The organism is Aestuariibacter salexigens DSM 15300 (genome assembly GCF_000429145.1).
GTDB classification, from domain to species: domain Bacteria; phylum Pseudomonadota; class Gammaproteobacteria; order Enterobacterales; family Alteromonadaceae; genus Aestuariibacter; species Aestuariibacter salexigens.
Genome location: NZ_AUBH01000005.1, coordinates 25,537 through 44,324 on the forward strand (window position 1 = coordinate 25,537; position 18,788 = coordinate 44,324).

18 protein-coding genes are annotated in these 18,788 nt (G+C 44.8%); 14 read left to right on the plus strand and 4 right to left on the minus strand.

Annotation, left to right across the window (positions count from 1 at the left end; translation table 11 throughout):
- The 4 genes from gyrB to dnaA all read right to left on the minus strand — a co-directional run bounded on the left by gyrB (position 1) and on the right by dnaA (position 6,176).
- Complete coding sequence (gyrB, locus tag G441_RS0108945) at positions 1-2,424, minus strand: DNA topoisomerase (ATP-hydrolyzing) subunit B (protein WP_026376035.1); 2,424 nt, start codon at positions 2,422-2,424, stop codon at positions 1-3.
- 7 nt (positions 2,425-2,431) lie between these two features.
- A complete protein-coding gene (gene recF / locus G441_RS0108950) occupies positions 2,432-3,541 on the minus strand; it encodes a DNA replication/repair protein RecF (RefSeq protein ID WP_026376036.1) in 1,110 nt (369 codons plus the stop codon).
- Positions 3,542-3,614: 73 nt separating this feature from the next.
- The gene (gene dnaN, locus G441_RS0108955) at positions 3,615-4,718 is read right to left on the minus strand and encodes a DNA polymerase III subunit beta (RefSeq protein WP_026376037.1); all 1,104 of its coding nucleotides are present in this window, start codon (positions 4,716-4,718) and stop codon (positions 3,615-3,617) included.
- Positions 4,719-4,742: 24 nt separating this feature from the next.
- Positions 4,743-6,176, minus strand: a complete 1,434-nt coding sequence (gene dnaA / locus G441_RS0108960; protein WP_026376038.1) for a chromosomal replication initiator protein DnaA — start codon at positions 6,174-6,176, stop codon at positions 4,743-4,745.
- Positions 6,177-6,712: 536 nt separating this feature from the next.
- On the opposite strand from dnaA, the gene rpmH reads away from it, so the two are divergent.
- From rpmH to G441_RS0109020, 14 genes are all read left to right on the plus strand, one after another.
- On the plus strand, positions 6,713-6,847 hold the full coding sequence (gene rpmH / locus G441_RS19525; protein WP_084407325.1) for a 50S ribosomal protein L34: 135 nt from the start codon (positions 6,713-6,715) through the stop codon (positions 6,845-6,847).
- A gap of 8 nt (positions 6,848-6,855) precedes the next feature.
- On the plus strand, positions 6,856-7,212 hold the full coding sequence (gene rnpA / locus G441_RS0108965; RefSeq protein WP_026376039.1) for a ribonuclease P protein component: 357 nt from the start codon (positions 6,856-6,858) through the stop codon (positions 7,210-7,212).
- Complete coding sequence (yidD, locus tag G441_RS19530; protein WP_084407326.1) at positions 7,209-7,466, plus strand: membrane protein insertion efficiency factor YidD; 258 nt, start codon at positions 7,209-7,211, stop codon at positions 7,464-7,466. Before rnpA ends, yidD begins: the two co-directional genes overlap by 4 nt.
- A gap of 3 nt (positions 7,467-7,469) precedes the next feature.
- On the plus strand, positions 7,470-9,131 hold the full coding sequence (gene yidC / locus G441_RS0108970) for a membrane protein insertase YidC (protein WP_026376040.1): 1,662 nt from the start codon (positions 7,470-7,472) through the stop codon (positions 9,129-9,131).
- Between the two features lie 73 nt (positions 9,132-9,204).
- Entirely contained in the window at positions 9,205-9,687 is a 483-nt protein-coding gene (locus G441_RS0108975; RefSeq protein ID WP_026376041.1) for a YajQ family cyclic di-GMP-binding protein, read from the plus strand.
- 3 nt (positions 9,688-9,690) lie between these two features.
- The gene (mnmE, locus tag G441_RS0108980) at positions 9,691-11,064 is read left to right on the plus strand and encodes a tRNA uridine-5-carboxymethylaminomethyl(34) synthesis GTPase MnmE (protein WP_026376042.1); all 1,374 of its coding nucleotides are present in this window, start codon (positions 9,691-9,693) and stop codon (positions 11,062-11,064) included.
- Between the two features lie 9 nt (positions 11,065-11,073).
- A complete protein-coding gene (mioC, locus tag G441_RS0108985) occupies positions 11,074-11,520 on the plus strand; it encodes an FMN-binding protein MioC (RefSeq protein ID WP_026376043.1) in 447 nt (148 codons plus the stop codon).
- The gene (locus tag G441_RS0108990) at positions 11,517-12,158 is read left to right on the plus strand and encodes a DnaT-like ssDNA-binding domain-containing protein (RefSeq protein WP_026376044.1); all 642 of its coding nucleotides are present in this window, start codon (positions 11,517-11,519) and stop codon (positions 12,156-12,158) included. The genes mioC and G441_RS0108990 overlap by 4 nt, the downstream gene beginning before the upstream one ends.
- Before the next feature lie 6 nt (positions 12,159-12,164).
- Positions 12,165-12,980: a DnaA ATPase domain-containing protein gene (locus tag G441_RS0108995; protein ID WP_026376045.1), complete on the plus strand. Its 816-nt coding sequence runs from the start codon at positions 12,165-12,167 to the stop codon at positions 12,978-12,980.
- Between the two features lie 71 nt (positions 12,981-13,051).
- Complete coding sequence (locus G441_RS0109000) at positions 13,052-13,846, plus strand: DUF4097 family beta strand repeat-containing protein (RefSeq protein WP_034474754.1); 795 nt, start codon at positions 13,052-13,054, stop codon at positions 13,844-13,846.
- A gap of 485 nt (positions 13,847-14,331) precedes the next feature.
- Positions 14,332-16,233, plus strand: coding sequence for a tRNA uridine-5-carboxymethylaminomethyl(34) synthesis enzyme MnmG (gene mnmG, locus G441_RS0109005; RefSeq protein WP_026376047.1), 1,902 nt, complete (start codon positions 14,332-14,334; stop codon positions 16,231-16,233).
- Positions 16,233-16,871 (plus strand): 16S rRNA (guanine(527)-N(7))-methyltransferase RsmG, encoded by a 639-nt coding sequence (rsmG, locus tag G441_RS0109010; protein ID WP_205622172.1) that lies wholly within the window; start codon positions 16,233-16,235, stop codon positions 16,869-16,871. The genes mnmG and rsmG overlap by 1 nt, the downstream gene beginning before the upstream one ends.
- Before the next feature lie 16 nt (positions 16,872-16,887).
- The gene (locus tag G441_RS0109015) at positions 16,888-17,679 is read left to right on the plus strand and encodes a ParA family protein (protein WP_026376049.1); all 792 of its coding nucleotides are present in this window, start codon (positions 16,888-16,890) and stop codon (positions 17,677-17,679) included.
- A 49-nt stretch (positions 17,680-17,728) separates the two neighbouring features.
- The gene (locus G441_RS0109020) at positions 17,729-18,604 is read left to right on the plus strand and encodes a ParB/RepB/Spo0J family partition protein (RefSeq protein WP_026376050.1); all 876 of its coding nucleotides are present in this window, start codon (positions 17,729-17,731) and stop codon (positions 18,602-18,604) included.
- Positions 18,605-18,788 lie beyond the last annotated feature (184 nt).

The window sequence follows — 18,788 nt, forward strand, 5'->3', positions numbered from 1 at the left end:
CTACACGTCAAGGTTGGCGACCTTAAGCGCATTTTCTTCAATAAATGCGCGGCGCGGTTCTACCTGATCTCCCATCAAACACGTGAATAGCTGATCTGCACCAATGGCATCCTCAATCGTTACCTGGAGCATGCGGCGTGTGTTAGGGTCCATGGTGGTTTCCCATAATTGGTCAGGGTTCATTTCACCTAGACCTTTATAGCGCTGTATGTACTGACCCCGTTTTGCTTCGGCCATTAGCCAATCTAAGGCGTCAACGAAATCAGTTATATCTTTACGCTTCTCTCCCCTCTGTACATAAGCACCCTCTCCTATCACACCATTAATCGATTCGTTGAGTGCCTTGATTTTCGTGTACTCTGTTGAATCAATAAAATCATGATCGAGCAAATAGCGATAGTCGATACCGTGGGTTCGAATGATTAATTCGATGTACCAGTTTTTTCGTTCCTGGTCTTCTTTCACTTCGTATTTGTAGGTAATACCGTTGGTTTCTTTTGAAGAGAGCTGCTCTACCAAAGAGGAAGCCAGTGACTCTACCTTATCTTTATTGTTCAGATCATCAAGACTGATGGTATCTGAGTATAGAAGTGACAGTGTGACTTCTCTGGGCATCAAGCGACTAATACGATCAATCATAGACATCGTCGTATGGTATTGGTTTACGAGATTTTCTAGAGGTACACCAGATATCGCCGGAGAATCGGCAGAGAAAGTAAGGTGCGCGCCATCAAGAGCAATTGACGTAAGGTATTTTCGCAGTGAATCATCGTCTTTCAGGTACTGTTCCTGCTTACCCTTTTTAACCTTGTATAAGGGGGGTTGGGCGATATACACGTATCCACGTTCGATAATTTCTGGCATTTGTCTGTAGAAGAAAGTCAATAATAGTGTCCTGATGTGACTGCCATCGACATCAGCGTCAGTCATAATAATGACGCTGTGATAACGCAGCTTATCAGGATCATATTCATCACGACCAATGCCACAACCCAGTGCGGTAATCAGTGTTGCAACTTCCTGAGACGACAACATTTTGTCAAAACGTGCTTTTTCAACGTTTAAAATCTTACCCTTCAACGGAAGTATGGCCTGATTTTTTCTGTTTCTTCCCTGTTTTGCAGAACCGCCAGCAGAGTCACCCTCCACAATGTAGAGTTCTGACAATGCGGGGTCTTTTTCCTGGCAGTCAGCAAGTTTGCCCGGTAGACCGGCAAGATCCAAGGCGCCTTTTCTACGCGTCATCTCTCTCGCCTTTCTTGCCGCTTCTCTTGCTCTTGCCGCGTCAATAATCTTACCCACGATGACTTTGCTTTCTGTTGGGTTTTCGATGAGAAACTCTGAAAGCTTTTCACCCATAAGTGTTTCCACTGCAGGCTTAACTTCAGAAGACACTAATTTATCTTTAGTCTGAGACGAGAATTTAGGGTCAGGCACCTTCACGGAAATTACTGCAGTAAGCCCCTCTCTCGCGTCGTCTCCAGAGGCATTTGTTTTATGTTTCTTATTGAACCCTTCCTTTTCCATGTAGGTATTTAAAGTCCTGGTCAATGCTGCTCTGAAGCCTGCTAAGTGGGTGCCACCGTCTCTTTGGGGAATGTTATTGGTAAAACAGAAGATATTCTCTTGGAAGCCATCATTCCACTGCATTGATACTTCAACAGAAATTCCATCTTCACGTTCAGCTGTAAAGTGAAACACTTTTTGATGAACTGGCGTCTTTGCTTGATTTAGATATTCAACAAACGCTTGTATGCCACCTTCGTACTGGAAGTGGTCGCTTTTACCATCCTCTCTCTCGTCTTTGAGGACGATAGAAACACCAGAGTTCAAGAAAGATAACTCACGTAATCTTTTTGCGAGAATGTCGTAGTGGAATTCGGTATCAGAAAAGGTTTCTTCGCTCGGCCAAAAGCGTAGCGCTGTACCTGTTGTTTCAGATACGCCAACTTCTTTTAAAGGTTCGACAGGAACACCGTGCTTGTATTCCTGTTCGTAAATTTTTCCGCCACGGCGAATTGTTAGTTTTAATTTACTAGAAAGTGCATTTACGACGGATACGCCTACTCCATGCAGACCGCCGGATACCTTATATGAGTTATCATCAAATTTACCGCCAGCGTGCAGCACCGTCATGATAACCTCTGCAGCTGAAACGCCCTCTTCGGGATGTATTTCTGTAGGAATACCTCGTCCATCGTCCCTGACTGATACAGAACCATCTGAATGAATCGTTACGTGGATATCTTTACAATGGCCAGCTAACGCTTCGTCAATTGAGTTATCAACGACTTCGAAGACCATATGATGAAGTCCAGTACCATCATCAGTATCGCCGATGTACATGCCTGGTCTTTTTCTGACGGCGTCGAGTCCTTTTAGTACTTTGATACTTGAAGAATCATAATTACCTTGTTCTGCCATTTAATGATTACTCCTCATTTACCTGGCCATGTTCCACGTGGAACATTTTTTTATTTTTATGTTTTCTAAGAAAAGCAAGTTGGTCATTGTCTATCGCCGTAAGCATTAATTGTGAGCCACACGCTAACAACATATCGACGAAGGTCTCTCTTTTGCTCTCGTCTAACTCTGCTGAGATGTCGTCTAATAAAAACAGAGTCTGCTTTCTACTGCTATTCGATAAGAATTCGCTCTGAGATAACTGCAGTGCCGCCACAAGCATTCGCAATTGACCACGAGACAAAATCTCTGCCGCTGGCATACCATCTGCTTTTATTAAGAGGTCACACTTCTGTGGACCTATAGAGGTATAGCCATATTTAAGGTCAGTGTGCATACGCCCTTGTAATTCGTCGTAGAGATCACTGCCCTCTTGCCATCCTCTATGATACGAAATTTCGACTGAAAACTCAGTTATAAATCGCTCAAAGTTTCGTAAAAAATACGGTTTAAGGCGGTCAAAACACGCCCGTCTCGCTTCGTCTAATGCATTTCCGTATGTCGTGATAGCCTGGGTCCAGTAGTCGATTTGCTGTCGGTCTGACTCCGCTAGATTACCGCTCCTTTGTATTCCTTTTAGCAAGGCATTTCTTTGCTTTAACGCTTTATTGAAATATCCTACTTGTTCGTTAAACGAATGTTCCACGTGGAACACCACCCAGTCTAAAAACTTCCTTCTTAGCCCGGGTGCACCAATCACAACATCAGAACTTTGCGGAGTAAAAATCTGTATTGGTATTAATGATACAAGGTCTGCTAGACGCATATCCTTGTAACCATTAATGCTAACGGTGACATCATCCTTATCTGACCTTGATAACCCCGTAGAAAACATCTTGTTGTTTATAACGTCTTCCATTTTCGCGTGTACAACAAACTTTGATTTTCCATGCTGTATCACTGAATGGTGTTTAGATGACCGAAACGAGCGGCCATACCCCAGATAATGAATTGCTTCCAGCAACGAAGACTTGCCACTTCCATTTACGCCAACGAAAACGTTTAGTGATGGGTCTAAATTGATATCGATATTGCTCAGATTTCTAAAGTCTGAAATCTGAAGAGAATGGAGTTTCATGTAGACAAGAACTCAGACACCTGGGGCTAACTAACAAAGACGCTCAATAACTGTTAAGTCAGCCTGCCTGTGACTACAAACGCATAGGCATGATGACATAAAGCGCAGAATCGTCTTCTGCGTCTTCAATCAATGCGCTTGAATTACTATCCGCCAATGATATTTTCACTTTATCTGAGTGAATCGAATTTAATACGTCAATTAAATACGCGACATTAAACCCAATCTCTAATTCATCGCCCTGATAATCGACTTCTACAATTTCTTCTGCTTCTTCCTGCTCTGGGTTATTAGCAGTAATCTTCAGCTCTCCAGATGCGAGATTGAGTCTCACTCCGCGAAACTTTTCATTTGACAGGATGGCAGCACGAGAAAATGCACTTTTGAGCACATCCTTGCTCGCATTCACTTCTTTATCGCCACCTTTAGGCAACACACGGCGATAATCCGGGAAACGGCCGTCTACCAGCTTGCTCGTAAAGATAAAATCTGTAGAAAATATACGAATATGGTTAGAGCCGATCTGCACTTTTAACAACTTATCGTCTTCTTCGATTAGGCGTGTTATTTCCAATACACCCTTACGAGGAATAATTACCTGACGAGCCGGAAGATTAATATTGTCATAATGCAAACGACATAACGCTAAACGGTGTCCGTCTGTTGCAACAGTGCGAACTGTTTTTTCTTCAGTCTCAAGCGACATGCCATTTAAATAATACCTGACATCCTGCTGTGCCATGGAAAAGTGAGTACTATCTATCAAGCGTTTTAAATCCGCTCGTGACAACTCAAATTCAACCTCACCTTCCCAATCTTCAAGGTTAGGATAGTCTGACGCTGATAGTGTCGATAGTGTATATCGTCCTCTACCCGCCCTGACTACCGCTTTATTCGCATCGACTTCAAAGATGATGTCTGATTGTTCTGAGAGACCTCTTACGATATCGAACAACTTCTTCGCTGGGACGGTAATTTCACCTTCCTGATAATCCCCTTCCAGGGAGACGCTTGAGATTAATTCAACTTCCAAATCTGTACCTGTCAGCCAAAGTGCACCTTCACTTACTTTGATGAGCACATTGGATAAGATAGGTAAGGTATGACGTCGTTCAACTGCGCCAGAGACTAGTTGAAGTGGTTGAAGAAATTTCTCCCTACTGATGCTGAATTTCATCTAGCTAAATTCTCTCTTTTTTGATTAAGAAGATAGTGTTCGGATAAGGTTTTTATAGTCTTCTTTTATATCATGACTTTCTTCTCTTAGCTGCACTATTTTTTTGCATGCATGGAGAACGGTAGTATGGTCTCTACCACCAAATGCGTTGCCTATTTCGGGATAGCTATGGTTGGTTAATTCTTTGGCCAGCGCCATCGCCATCTGCCTTGGTCTCGCTACGCTTCGACTGCGGCGTTTAGACAGAATATCTGACACTTTGATTTTGTAATAATCAGCGACCGTTTTTTGAATATTATCAACAGTGACTAACTTTTCTTGTAGCGCCAGAAGGTCACGCAGGGCATCTCGAACAAAATCAATGGTAATTGGACGGCCAGTAAAATTTGCATTAGCGATAACACGATTGAGTGCGCCTTCCAATTCCCTCACATTCGAGCGTAGTCTTTTTGCAATAAAGAACGCAACTTCGTCTGGCAAGTGAATTTTATTGTCCATTGCTTTTCGCATAAGAATGGCAACGCGAGTTTCGAGTTCAGGTGGCTCAATGGCGATGGTTAAGCCCCACCCAAACCGGGATTTCAGTCTATCTTCAACACCATTTATTTCTTTTGGATAGCGATCTGACGTAAGAATAATCTGTTGGTTTCCCTCGAGTAATGCATTGAATGTATGAAAAAACTCTTCTTGCGAACGTTCTTTATTGGCAAAAAACTGAATGTCATCTATCAGCAACGCATCAACCGAACGGTAAAATCTCTTAAATTCCTCAATAGCATTATTTTGTAACGCTTTAACCATGTCTTGCACGAAACGTTCTGAATGCATGTAGACTATTTTTGCGTTCGGCTTCTTTTCAACAATTCCATTACCGACCGCATGTAATAAATGTGTTTTACCGAGGCCAGTGCCGCCATAGATAAACAGTGGGTTATAAGCTTCACCTGGATTACCTGCGACTTGCGACGCGGCCGCTCTGGCAAGCTGATTTGATTTACCTTCTACAAAATTATCAAACAAAAACTTTGGATTAATATTGCTTTTATGCTGCGCAGCGACAGGGGCAGTCTCAGAACTGACCCTGTTGGATGACAATACATTGTTTGGCATTTGCAGTGCTTGCTGCTGTTGCTCATTTTGTAAATGAGGAGAAGTCTGCTTACCCGTACCTATCTTATTATCGGACACTGGAAAAGAAGCAGACGCATGAGGTTGTGCCATTCTCTGTTGCACTTCCAGGCGCAATTGCGGAGCGTTAGCTCCACATAACTCCTGCAATATCGCTGTTAACTTATTACGGTACTTATCTTTAACCCAATCTAATACAAATCGGTTCGGTGCAAAAAGTATCAACGTCTCGGCGTCCTCTTGAGGGCGCAGCGGCCTTATCCACATGTTGAACTGTTGCGAGGGCAATTCCTGTTGCAGCCTATCTAGGCATTGGCTCCATAATGACATACCGCTAACGTGCTCCTGAATGGGTTGAATACAGCAATAACAGAATAAAAATGAGAAAACGCATTGGGTTCATATTACTGAGCAGAGACAAACTAACCGCTTCCAGTAACCTTTGCTTTTGCTATACCTGTGAATTATTTTAAACGCATATCTGGCACGAAGATTGCGCATCTACACCTGCACCAGATCCACACAATACATGAGTATACCCTATTGTTTTAAAAGTGTTTTTGGTTTTATTAGATCTTTTTATTTTGTATTTTTTTATATTAGATCTGAGAATTATCAGTAAAACGTAAGTGGATGAAATTCGGCAAATTTTACACTTTCTGTGGATAGCTAATTCGCACCACAGCAAGTTATCAACAGTAGTGACAAAATAAAACGAGAACACACCCTCTCTTTTCAATACAAAATCCCTTTGCAGGCATTGACATTACTACGTTCGATCTCTATGATCGCGCATCCTTTATCGGCGCCCTCTTGAGAGCGTGTGTCGAGAAGTTAACTAAAACTTATGTAGCAGGACTTAGGTCATGAAAAGAACATTTCAACCAAGTAACTTGAAGCGTAAGCGTTCACACGGTTTTCGTGCCCGCATGGCAACTAAAAACGGCCGCAAGGTCCTAGCAAACCGTCGCGCTAAAGGCCGCAAGCGCTTATCAGCTTAATTGTTGAAGTGGGCGAAAATAATTTTTCTAGGGAGTTAAGATTATTAACTCCCACCCACTTTCAACATGTTTTCTCTGACGCCATACCAGCAGTATCTCCTCACCTCACTCTACTAGCACGTAAAAACGAGCTAACTTATCCTCGTTTGGGCATCACTGTTTCTAAAAAAAATGTAAAGCATGCAGTAGAACGTAACAGAATCAAACGCATCATCAGGGAAAGCTTCAGACATCATCAACATAATCTGCCAACAATAGATATTATAGCTATCGGTAAACGCGGCATTGCGCAGCTAGACAACCAACAATTATTCTCCGTACTGGAAAAACAATGGATAAAACTGATAAAACGCTGCGACACATGATTCGCTGGCTGTTGATCGGTATACCGGTATTACTTCTACGCGGCTATCGATTGTTTATCTCTCCCATGTTTGGACCGAAATGTCGGTTTGATCCGAGCTGCTCGAGATATGCTATTGACGCACTAACTCAACATGGATTGATAATTGGCGGTTGGTTAACAATCAAACGCGTATTAAAATGCCACCCTTTGCATCCAGGCGGCCACGACCCTGTGCCGCATAAAACGAATATAACGCATCACGAAAAAGAGTAATCTATGGAATCCCAACGCAGTTTTCTGGTAATAGGCCTTGCTTTGGTCAGCTTTTTGTTGTGGCAACAATGGCAAATAGACTATGGCCCTGCACCAGTACAGGATGTCACTTCTGAACAACAACTCAACGATAGCGGAGCACCATCAGGTACATCTGATAGCGCCAGTTCAGAGTTTGTCCCCGTTGACGAATCAACACCTGTCGAACCTTCAGTAAACAGGCCTGAAAATGGCGCTCAACGTATCAGAGTGCTGACTGACACACTTGATCTCCTTATAGACACTCGAGGCGGAGACGTTGTTTCGGCGGAACTCGAGAAGTTTCCTGTTGAACAGGGCTCAGATATGTCTTACAGCCTGCTACGTGCTCAAGACGCTGCGCTATATGTTGCACAAAGCGGTTTAATCGGTACTGATGGTCCAGATGCATTGCCGACCGGTAGACCGGTTTATTCAGTGACACAACAAGCGTTCGAATTGCAGGGTGATTCCCTTAGCGTTCCCCTGACTTGGACAAATGAACAGGGTCTCACTATCACCAAGACCTATGTCTTTGAACGCGATAGCCATACTGTTGGCCTTGAATACACCGTGACAAACAACACTGAGCGTTCGGCACAGGTTCAGGCCTATGGTCAGTTAAAACAAACTCTGGCCCAGCCAGAGGGAAATATGTTCATGCCTACGTATCGTGGTGCTGCGTTTTCGACTCAGGAAGAGCGATATGAGAAATATTCGTTTGATGATATTTCTGATACAAATCTTCGCGAAGTGACCGAAGGTGGCTGGGTCGCAATGCTGGAACATTATTTTTTATCTGCCTGGGTACCACCGCAAACAGAAGTTAATAACCTGTACAGTCGCACCCTAAATGGCCGCTATGCAGCTATTGGTTTTACCGGCGCACCGGTTGTTGTTGAGCCCGGACAATCAACTGTACTGAGCAGCGCTTTATATCTTGGTCCCAAAGATCAGGACACGCTGGCACAGCTAGCCAGAGGCCTTGACCTGACCGTTGATTACGGAATTTTATGGTGGATATCACAGCCGCTGTTCGCACTACTGCAATTTATTCATGACCTGGTTGGGAACTGGGGTATTGCCATTATCGTCATTACCATTATCGTCAAAGGCGCCATGTATCCACTCACCAAGGCGCAATATGAGTCCATGGCGAAATTACGCGCCCTTGCGCCTAAAATGCAGGCACTAAAAGAACGCTACGGCGACGACAGACAAAAAATGTCGCAGGGTATGATGGAACTGTATAAGAAAGAAAAAGTAAATCCGATGGGAGGATGCTTTCCGCTACTACTACAGATGCCGATATTCCTGGCATTATATTGGGTCTTTTTAGAGAGCGTCGAGCTTCGTCACGCAGACTTTTTCCTGTGGATTACCGATCTGTCAGTGAAAGACCCGTATTTTGTCTTGCCGGTTTTAACAGGCGCAAGTATGTATCTACTGCAGAAGTTACAGCCTATGACCGTCACCGATCCGATGCAGCAAAAAATTATGCAGTGGATGCCAGTTATGATGAGTATCTTCTTCTTATGGTTCCCTGCCGGCCTTGTTCTGTATTGGTTAATCAGTAACGTCATCACCTTAATTCAGGCTAAACTGATATACGCGTCGATGGACAAACGTGGGATTAAGACGCACTGATAACTGGTAAGATTCAAACTACTAAGTGCCCGCGGACTGCGGGCCTTTTTTATCCAGCTAGAGAGATGTGAATATGCCTTCATTTGATATTGTTTCAGAAATCGACATGGTTGAAGTGAAAAATGCCGTAGATAACGCAGAACGCGAGCTATCCAACCGGTTCGATTTTCGTGGTGTCGAAGCAAGCTTCGCCCTCCAGGATAATGCCGTCACGCTGACTGCTGAAGCCGAGTTTCAGTTACAACAACTGCGCGACATCCTGCGCGGAAGCTGTGCCAAGCGGGGCGTTGATGCATCATCAATGGAAGTCAATAAAGCCGTACACTCCGGCAAGACATTTAGGCAGTCAATAACCTTTAAACAAGGTATAGAACAGGCCACCGCTAAAAAAATGATCAAAATGATGAAGGATGCCAAACTAAAAGTACAAGGCTCCATTCAGGGTGACAAAGTGCGCGTTACCGGCAAGAAACGAGATGATTTGCAGGCCGCAATTGCTCTGATAAAGGGCGCTGAGCTAGGGCAGCCTTTCCAGTATGAAAACTTCCGAGATTAATCAGTGAGTTCATCTGATCAAGACACCATTGTGGCCCAGGCAACAGCTTCAGGGCGCGGTGGTGTCGGTATAGTGCGGGTGTCCGGCCCAGATGCAAGGCAAATTGCCGAAAAGATATTGGGCACCTGCCCTGCCCCAAGGCAGGCTACATACCTACCTTTCTATGATTTGGAAGGGCAAATTATTGATCAGGGAATCGCACTATTTTTCCAGAATCCACACTCATTTACGGGCGAGGATGTACTTGAACTACAAGGACATGGTGGCCAGGTAATTCTGGATATTCTGGTGCGCAATATCGCCAGCATTGGAGGAGTCAGGCTAGCTCGGCCTGGTGAATTCAGTGAACGCGCATTTTTAAATGACAAGCTCGACCTGGCGCAAGCTGAAGCCATCGCTGATCTCATTGATGCCAGTTCAGAACAGGCGGCTCGCAGTGCCGTGCGTTCATTACAAGGTGAATTTTCAGACCACATTAATACGCTAGTGGAACAGGTTATTCATTTACGCATGTATGTAGAGGCTGCTATCGATTTCCCAGATGAAGAGATTGATTTTCTAGGCGATGGAAAGATTGCCGGAGACCTTTCACATATTATTGATTTGATACACAACGTACAGAGCAAAGCACAACAAGGCAGCATACTCAGAGAAGGCATGCGGGTTGTGATTGCCGGCAGACCTAACGCAGGAAAATCAAGTCTGCTGAATGCACTTGCTGGCAGAGACGCAGCCATTGTTACTGATATAGCAGGTACCACGCGGGATGTATTAAAAGAACATATCCACATTGACGGTATGCCTCTGCATATTATTGATACCGCAGGCCTGCGCGACAGCCCAGACCAGGTAGAACAAATCGGGATACAACGCGCGTGGCAGGAAATAGAACAGGCTGACAGAGTTTTGTTGATGGTAGATAGTCGCGATACGTCTTCCTGTGATCCACACGTCATTTGGCCGGAATTCATCTCCAGGCTTCCACAAAATATGGGTTTGACCCTGGTACGAAATAAGGTTGACCTGACCGGTGAAGCAGTCGGTCCACAATCGGGTAATAATGAAGTCAATGTCTACAATATCAGCGCCAGTCAGCGCTTAGGCATAGATGATTTGGCGGAGCATCTGAAAAACTGTATGGGATATCACTCAGCAGGTGAAGGTCAATTTATCGCACGTAGGCGTCACCTTGAGGCGTTGCGGCGCGCAGAGCAGCACCTTATCAACGGCCAACGTCAGTTAAATGACAACATGGCAGGCGAACTGCTGGCAGAAGAACTGCGACTGACTCAGCATGCACTCAATGAAATTACTGGAGAATTCAGTTCAGATGACCTGTTAGGTCGAATTTTTTCTTCATTTTGTATTGGAAAATAGGTTGTTGTAATGAAAAGGTTTGAAATTATTGTTGGCAGTGTGCTTGGTGCCAGTGAATACGTTGCAGACGCATTACAGGAACGACTTCAATTAGACGGGCATCAGGTCACGGTTCATTTGCAACCTGAGTTGTCTGAACTGGATATGGACAGTATATGGATTATTTGCACATCAACACACGGTGCCGGAGACCTTCCGGATAACATCCAGCCCTTCTACGAACAGTTAATTGGTCTGGATATGTCCGACGTCAAAGCGCTCATCATCGGTCTTGGAGACAGCAGTTACGATACCTTCTGTAACGGCGCCATGTTGATGGAACAATCGCTTACCAATAATGGTGGGACGCTTTTGTGTCCTGCAATTCATATTGATGTACTACATCATCCTATTCCAGAGGATGTTGCCGTAGAATGGTTAGGTAACGTCCTGGAGGATTTAAGTAAATCGTCATGAATGTAGCAGAACAAAGCGCATTGCTTGGCCCTGTGAGCAATGATGCGAGAGCACTTTATTTGCTTGCCATTCGGCCAAGCGCTGATCCAGTCAGCGGCATTATCCAGGCGTTAAATTATAAACATTACCTTAGCGTGCTTAACTGCAAAGAGCAGAAATTTACTTTGGGAAGGGAAATCAATACTCTGATCGAGGAATTGATTAATGCTGGTCTGCTGGTTTTCACCCAGAAAACCGATAATCAACGAAGCTTCAACAAGCACTCAGCCTGCTTGCCGTTAATGATTGTCGATACAACCGATTATGCAGATCTGCATTCACAACATCAGGCTATGACAATGTCGTGGACACCCAATAACAATTTGTTAAAAGAGCTTTGTCAGTTAATGGGTGTGATAGATAATGAATACGATTCCAGCGAGTTGGGCGATTTCAAAGCCTATTGGTTAGGACGTCCACAGGCATTATTTACGCCTTTTCAGTGGACACAAAAATTTGCTTATCAACTTAAACAGCGCAGAGTTGCTACAAACAATAAGACAAAGGCAGTTATCGGAACACAACAGGCCACTGTAAAAGTAGCAATTGAAGCCGACGAGAACGCCAAAAAGCTGGTCGAAAAATACAGTAAACGGTAAAACAGCGTGGAAAATATCAAAGATAAAATAGAAAAACTGGCTAAATCACTCGGCAAGCGTGTCGAAGACAGTGACTATGTTGATTATCAAACCCTACGCAAACACTACGAACAAAAAGCCCAGCAAGATACGCAAAAACTTCAGCAGGAAAGCAAAAAAAAGCGTATCCAAGCCATACATGGTAAAGCGGATCTTAATCCAAAGTGGACATTCAGCAACCTGGTTGAAGATTCTGAAGATGTTATAGAGGCAGTCAGTATTGCCCGCTCATTCATTGCCGCTCATGATGACCCAAGCTGGCGTGAAAGCAGTGCTCACATGATGATTTTCTACGGTGATTATGGACGTGGAAAATCTCATATAGCAGGTGCCATCGCGCATGAGCTGATAGAACAATACGAGACAACTGTTCTATACCGACAATTAAGCAGTTTGCTAGAAATGCGTTTCTTCTCCTATGACTTCAGTGCACAGGACAATGTCGGGCAGAAATTCAGAGAAATAAACGAAGAATTGCAAAATGTTGATTTGCTCATACTAGACGAAGTATGTGTCAACGAAACTGTGCTTAAAAAGAATACACAAAGTTGGCTTGGCAGCCTGTTACGGCAGCGTATGGCAAATAAGAAAAATTGCATCCTGATCACCAACCATAATTTGGCTGAATTGGAGCATGCTCTGGGTAATTACTGTTTTGAGTCAATCAAGGAATATGACACCTATAAAGTCAGATTCAGCGGCCCAAGCAGACGCCGTAATATCACGCCTAAAGAGGCGGAACCTACTCGCGTAAGTAGCTATACACCCAACCAGGTAAAATAACCTTTAAACCTTTTACTGTTTCTCTGCGACTTAACGTTCACACAACATCGTTGACAAGCGGAAATCAGTTTATGAGTTTATCTATAAAGCAAAGCCTGGCCACACCAATAGCATTGGGCGCAGTACTATTACTCGCATCTACAGCATCATTAGCGCGCACCATTAACGAAACGTTTTCGGTATTACCCGGTGGTGAGCTCTATTTACAAACCGCGTCTGGCAGTATCGACGTTGAAACTCATAACAGTGACGAAATTTTGGTTGATGTCCAGATCAGTGGTAACAGCGCCGACGAATTTGACGTTACGTTCGACCATAACGCGTCAGATCTTAAAGTGATTGGCGAATTTGATGGCGGTTTTCAATATGGCTGGGGAAGAAGCATACGCGTTGAATATACTATCCGTGTGCCTGAACAATATAACGTCAACCTCAATACATCTGGTGGAAGTATATCTGTTGAAGATTTGCGGGGAAATATTGAAGCCGATACCTCTGGTGGTTCAATTAATATAGGCCGTGTAATAGGCAACGTTGATGTCAGGACGTCAGGCGGGTCAATCAGAACCGAACAAATCGAAGGACAGATTGACGCCAATACGTCAGGTGGCAGTATTCACGTTGAATTCGCTAAGCAGCTAACCGCTGATGCCGGATTATTTACCTCAGGTGGTTCCATTACAGCATACCTGCCAGACGACATCGCCATTGATATAGATGCATCTACAAGTGGCGGTTCGGTTAAATCAGATTTTGACGTCGATGGTGTGACTAAAAAGCGCCGCATTTCTGGAAAAATAAATGGGGGCGGACCCGAACTTACTCTTCGCACCAGTGGTGGTACGGTCAGAATAAAATCTAACTAGCTTTGTGTTGTGGATGACAGTGTCCACACCCTATATAGAGGGACAACGCGGGATCACACCGATCCTGCGTTGATCTATCCACACCTTATATTAGTTTTATCACCATCTGTGCATAAGTAACTGGAAAAACACTATTTAACCTTTGGTTATCCATTTATTAAAAATAGACAAAACCACCACTGTGGATAAGAAGCACAATTAACCCCAGTTTATACCCTTGTACACAACCATTATCCACAACCAAAAGCTACTCATAACATATTGTTTATAAATAAATTTAATCACTTATCCACGGGATCTGGCATGCTTAAATATAAAAATAATAAAGAGATCTAGATAAGATCATATAAGATCTGGAACAGCGATCCATTTGGATCCCTATATATAACTGAGTAAAAAATAGCCGTTTTAAAAGTGAAGTGAACAATATAGAATATGCGCCCTTTTATTTGCGTCATATATCTTAGTGGGTGTGAGGATTGACAATGTTTTATCAGCAACAATTTGATGTCATTGTTGTAGGCGGCGGACATGCCGGCACTGAGGCCGCAATGGCATCCGCGCGCATGGGTGCTAATACACTTCTCCTTACCCACAATATAGACACAATAGGACAAATGTCCTGTAACCCTGCGATCGGCGGGATCGGGAAAGGACACTTGGTAAAAGAGATTGATGCACTGGGTGGCGTAATGGGCATTGCTGCTGACAAAGGTGGTATTCAGTTTCGTACTCTGAACTCAAGTAAAGGGCCAGCGGTGCGAGCAACAAGGGCCCAGGCCGACCGTAGCCTATACCGACAGGCAGTGCGTGCGGTTGTCGAATCTCAACCAAACCTGACCTTATTTCAGCAATCATGTGATGACTTGATTGTTGAAAATGATCGGGTGTGTGGTGTCGTCACGCAGATGGGCTTAAAGTTCAAAGCCAAAACTGTGGTTCTCACTGTTGGAACATTTTTAGGCGGTACGATACATATAGGGCTGGAAAACTTTCGTGGTGGTCGCGCAGGTGATCCACCATCGATCGCATTAGCGGAGCGATTACGTGCACTGCCCTTCAGAGTAGACAGGCTTAAAACTGGTACACCGGCCAGACTTGACGCGCGCACATTGGATTTCAGTGTGATGCAGGAGCAGCCGGGAGACAACCCAACACCAGTGTTTTCATTTCTGGGTAACGTTGCCGACCACCCTCGACAGATCCCATGCTATATCACACACACTAATGAGCGTACCCACGATATTATTCGCAAGGGGTTAGACCGATCTCCCATGTATACCGGGGTAATCGAAGGTATAGGCCCGCGCTATTGTCCGTCCATTGAAGATAAGATCATGCGTTTTGCGGACAAAGCATCACACCAGATATTTGTTGAGCCAGAAGGCTTAACCTCGATGGAAGTCTATCCGAACGGGATCTCAACCAGTTTGCCATTTGATGTTCAGGTAGAACTGGTGCAGTCCATCCGTGGTTTCGAAAAGGCGCATATTGTCAGACCTGGTTATGCAATTGAATATGACTTCTTTGATCCCCGAGATCTGAAGCAAACACTGGAAACGAAATTCATCGACGGGCTGTTTTTTGCCGGTCAGATTAATGGCACAACTGGATATGAAGAGGCTGGTGCGCAGGGCTTAATAGCCGGCGCTAATGCGGCGCTGCAATGTGCTGAGAAAGAACCATTTGAGTTGCGACGAAACGAAGCATACATGGGGGTTCTTATTGACGATTTAGCGACCTTGGGCACCAAAGAGCCTTACCGTATGTTTACCAGTCGTGCTGAGTACCGATTGACGCTGCGAGAAGATAATGCAGATATTCGACTTACTGCTAAAGGGCGCGAAATCGGACTGGTTGATGATAAAAGATGGGCAGCATTTAGCGCGAAGATGGAAGCCATCGAGCAGGAGCGTCAACGTCTGCGTTCGACCTGGATCCACCCTGCCCATTCAGCAAGCCAGGATCTAAACAGTATGTTGAAGAATCCGGTCAGCAAAGAGCATAGTCTTGAGGAATTGATCCGTCGTCCTGAGATGACCTATGCAGCATTGATGAATGTGGCCGATCTCGGTCCTGGATTAACGGATAAGCAAGCTGCCGAACAGGTTGAGATTCAAATTAAATATGCAGGCTATATTGAACGCCAGCAGGAAGAGATTGCTAAACTTCAGCGTCATGAAGATACGCTGCTGCCAGTGGATTTTGATTACAGCAAAATTTCTGGTCTATCAAATGAGGTAGTGGCCAAACTTAGTGACGCAAGACCCGAAACGGTAGGTAAGGCGACGCGCATTTCCGGTGTCACCCCAGCTGCTATTTCATTACTGCTTGTACATCTCAAAAAGCAGGGTTTGCTGCGTAAGGCACAGAGACAGAGTGCCTGATGAGTATTGCTGCATCTGAATTGTCAGACTCACTGACAGCGCTACTTGGCAAAGCAGGCTTGTCGGTGAACAACGCACAAAAACAGCAGTTGGTGGAATTTGTGCAACTCATCGATAAATGGAATAAAGCATACAACCTGACGTCAGTTCGCGATCCACTGCAGATGTTAAGCAAGCACATTGTAGATTCAGTTGTCGTGAGTCCGTATTTACACGGCAATAAATTCATCGACGTTGGCACCGGGCCCGGTCTGCCTGGGATTCCTCTGGCTATCCTGAATCCGGAAAAGCACTTCGTGCTGCTCGATAGCTTAGGAAAGCGAGTACGATTCATGCGTCAGGTAGCGCATACGCTGAAATTGACCAATATCGAGCCGGTTCAGTCTCGTGTAGAGCAATATACACCTGAATTTGGTTTTGATGGCGTTTTATCCAGAGCTTTCGCTTCATTAAAAGATATGTTGCACTGGTGTCAGCATCTGGTAGATTCTGAGGGACGATTTCTGGCATTAAAAGGGCAGTTCCCCGATGCCGAAATCGCTGAGATACCACCTGGGTTTCATGTAGAAAAAAGCCATGAGTTAACGGTTCCCGGGCAGGAAGGTGAGCGTCACCTAATCGTCATCACAAAATACTAAACGGAAGCAGGCACACGTGGGTAAAGTCATCGCCATTGCGAATCAAAAAGGCGGCGTAGGGAAAACCACTACGGCGGTTAATGTTGCTGCCTCAATGGCAGCTACCAAGCGTAAAGTGCTGCTTATCGACCTCGATCCACAAGGCAATGCCACCATGGGCAGTGGCATTGATAAATACGAAGCACCTGCCACCTGTTACGAATTGTTGATTGAAGAGCAACCTGTCAAAGACGTGATCATAAAGGAGACATCTGGTAAGTATGATCTGATTGCCGGAAATGGGGATGTTACTGCCGCCGAAATCAAACTCATGGAGGTGTTCGCCAGAGAAGTACGCTTGCGTAATGCACTGGAGCCAGTAAGAGATTATTACGATTTCATTTTCATTGATTGCCCACCTTCTCTAAACCAGTTGACGGTTAATGCATTAGCGGCAGCAGATTCGGTACTGGTTCCGATGCAGTGCGAATATTACGCTCTGGAAGGGTTAACTGCATTAATGGATACGATCCAAAAGCTGGCTTCAGTGGTGAATCCGGATTTAAAAATTGAGGGTGTGTTGCGTACTATGTACGACCCGCGCAACCGACTTGCCAATGATGTGTCTGAACAACTTAAACGGCACTTTGGCGAACAGGTTTATCGTACCGTCATCCCCAGAAATGTGAGATTGGCGGAGGCGCCAAGCTTTGGCGCACCAGCGATGTATTATGATAAGTCCTCAACCGGCGCTAAAGCGTATCTTGCGCTGGCGGGGGAAATACTCAGACGCAAAGACAAACAGACAATAACCAGTAAAGCGAGCTAGCAGAACGCCTCATCTGGTTTGGGTAAATAACAAGGGTTAATAGGTTCAGATGTCGTCAAAGAAACGAGGATTAGGTCGAGGATTAGATGCACTACTGGCAACCAGTCAGGCATCAAAACATCAGGAAAAAACGTCTGCGCCTTCTTCTGAATTGAGCAAACTGCCAATTGAATTTTTGCAGCCTGGTAAATACCAACCCAGAAAGGACATGTCTTCAGAGGCGCTTGAGGAACTGGCCTCTTCCATTCGCTCTCAGGGTGTTATCCAACCGATAGTTGTTCGTCCACTCGAGCAAGACCGCTATGAGATTATCGCGGGTGAGCGACGTTGGCGTGCCGCACAAATTGCACAATTGGACGTCGTGCCCTGCATCGTCAAGGACGTGCCCGATGAAGCCGCAGTGGCTATTGCGCTCATTGAAAATATCCAGCGCGAAGATCTGAATGCCATGGAGGAGGCACAGGCGTTGGAAAGACTGATGAATGAATTTGATCTCACCCATCAGGAAGTCGCTGAAGCAGTGGGTAAATCCCGCACCACGGTAACTAATCTGTTACGCCTTAATAATCTTAATGATGACGTGAAATTACTGCTTGAACATGGCGACATTGAGATGGGACACGCCAGAGCACTGTTGTCATTACAAGATGCTCAGCAGAGTGAAGCCGCACAAATAGTGTCTGGCAAAGGTATGACGGTAAGGGACACGGAAAATCTGGTCAGGAAAATGCTTGAGCCGGCCAAACCTAAGCCTGATTCCAAGCCCGATCCTGATGTTATGCGCTTACAAGAGCGCCTTTCTGAAAATTTTGGTGCGCCGGTAAATATTGCGCATAACGCCAAGGGCAAAGGTAAACTGGTAATTAATTTCAGTAGTCTCGACCAGTTAGACGGAATATTGTCAAAAATGGGCCAACAGGAATAACTTGATTAAAAAGGTCTTAATCCCTGACGTGATTAAAACCCTACTTTTTGTATTGCCAATATCTGTTTACATCTAACATTGCATTTCTGAATCATATAGCGGCTATAACGGCGTGAAAACCCCGGTTTTTGTTGAAAAAAACTGGCAGGCCAGTATACTTTTGGCGCTTTTTGTTTGGGTTTTA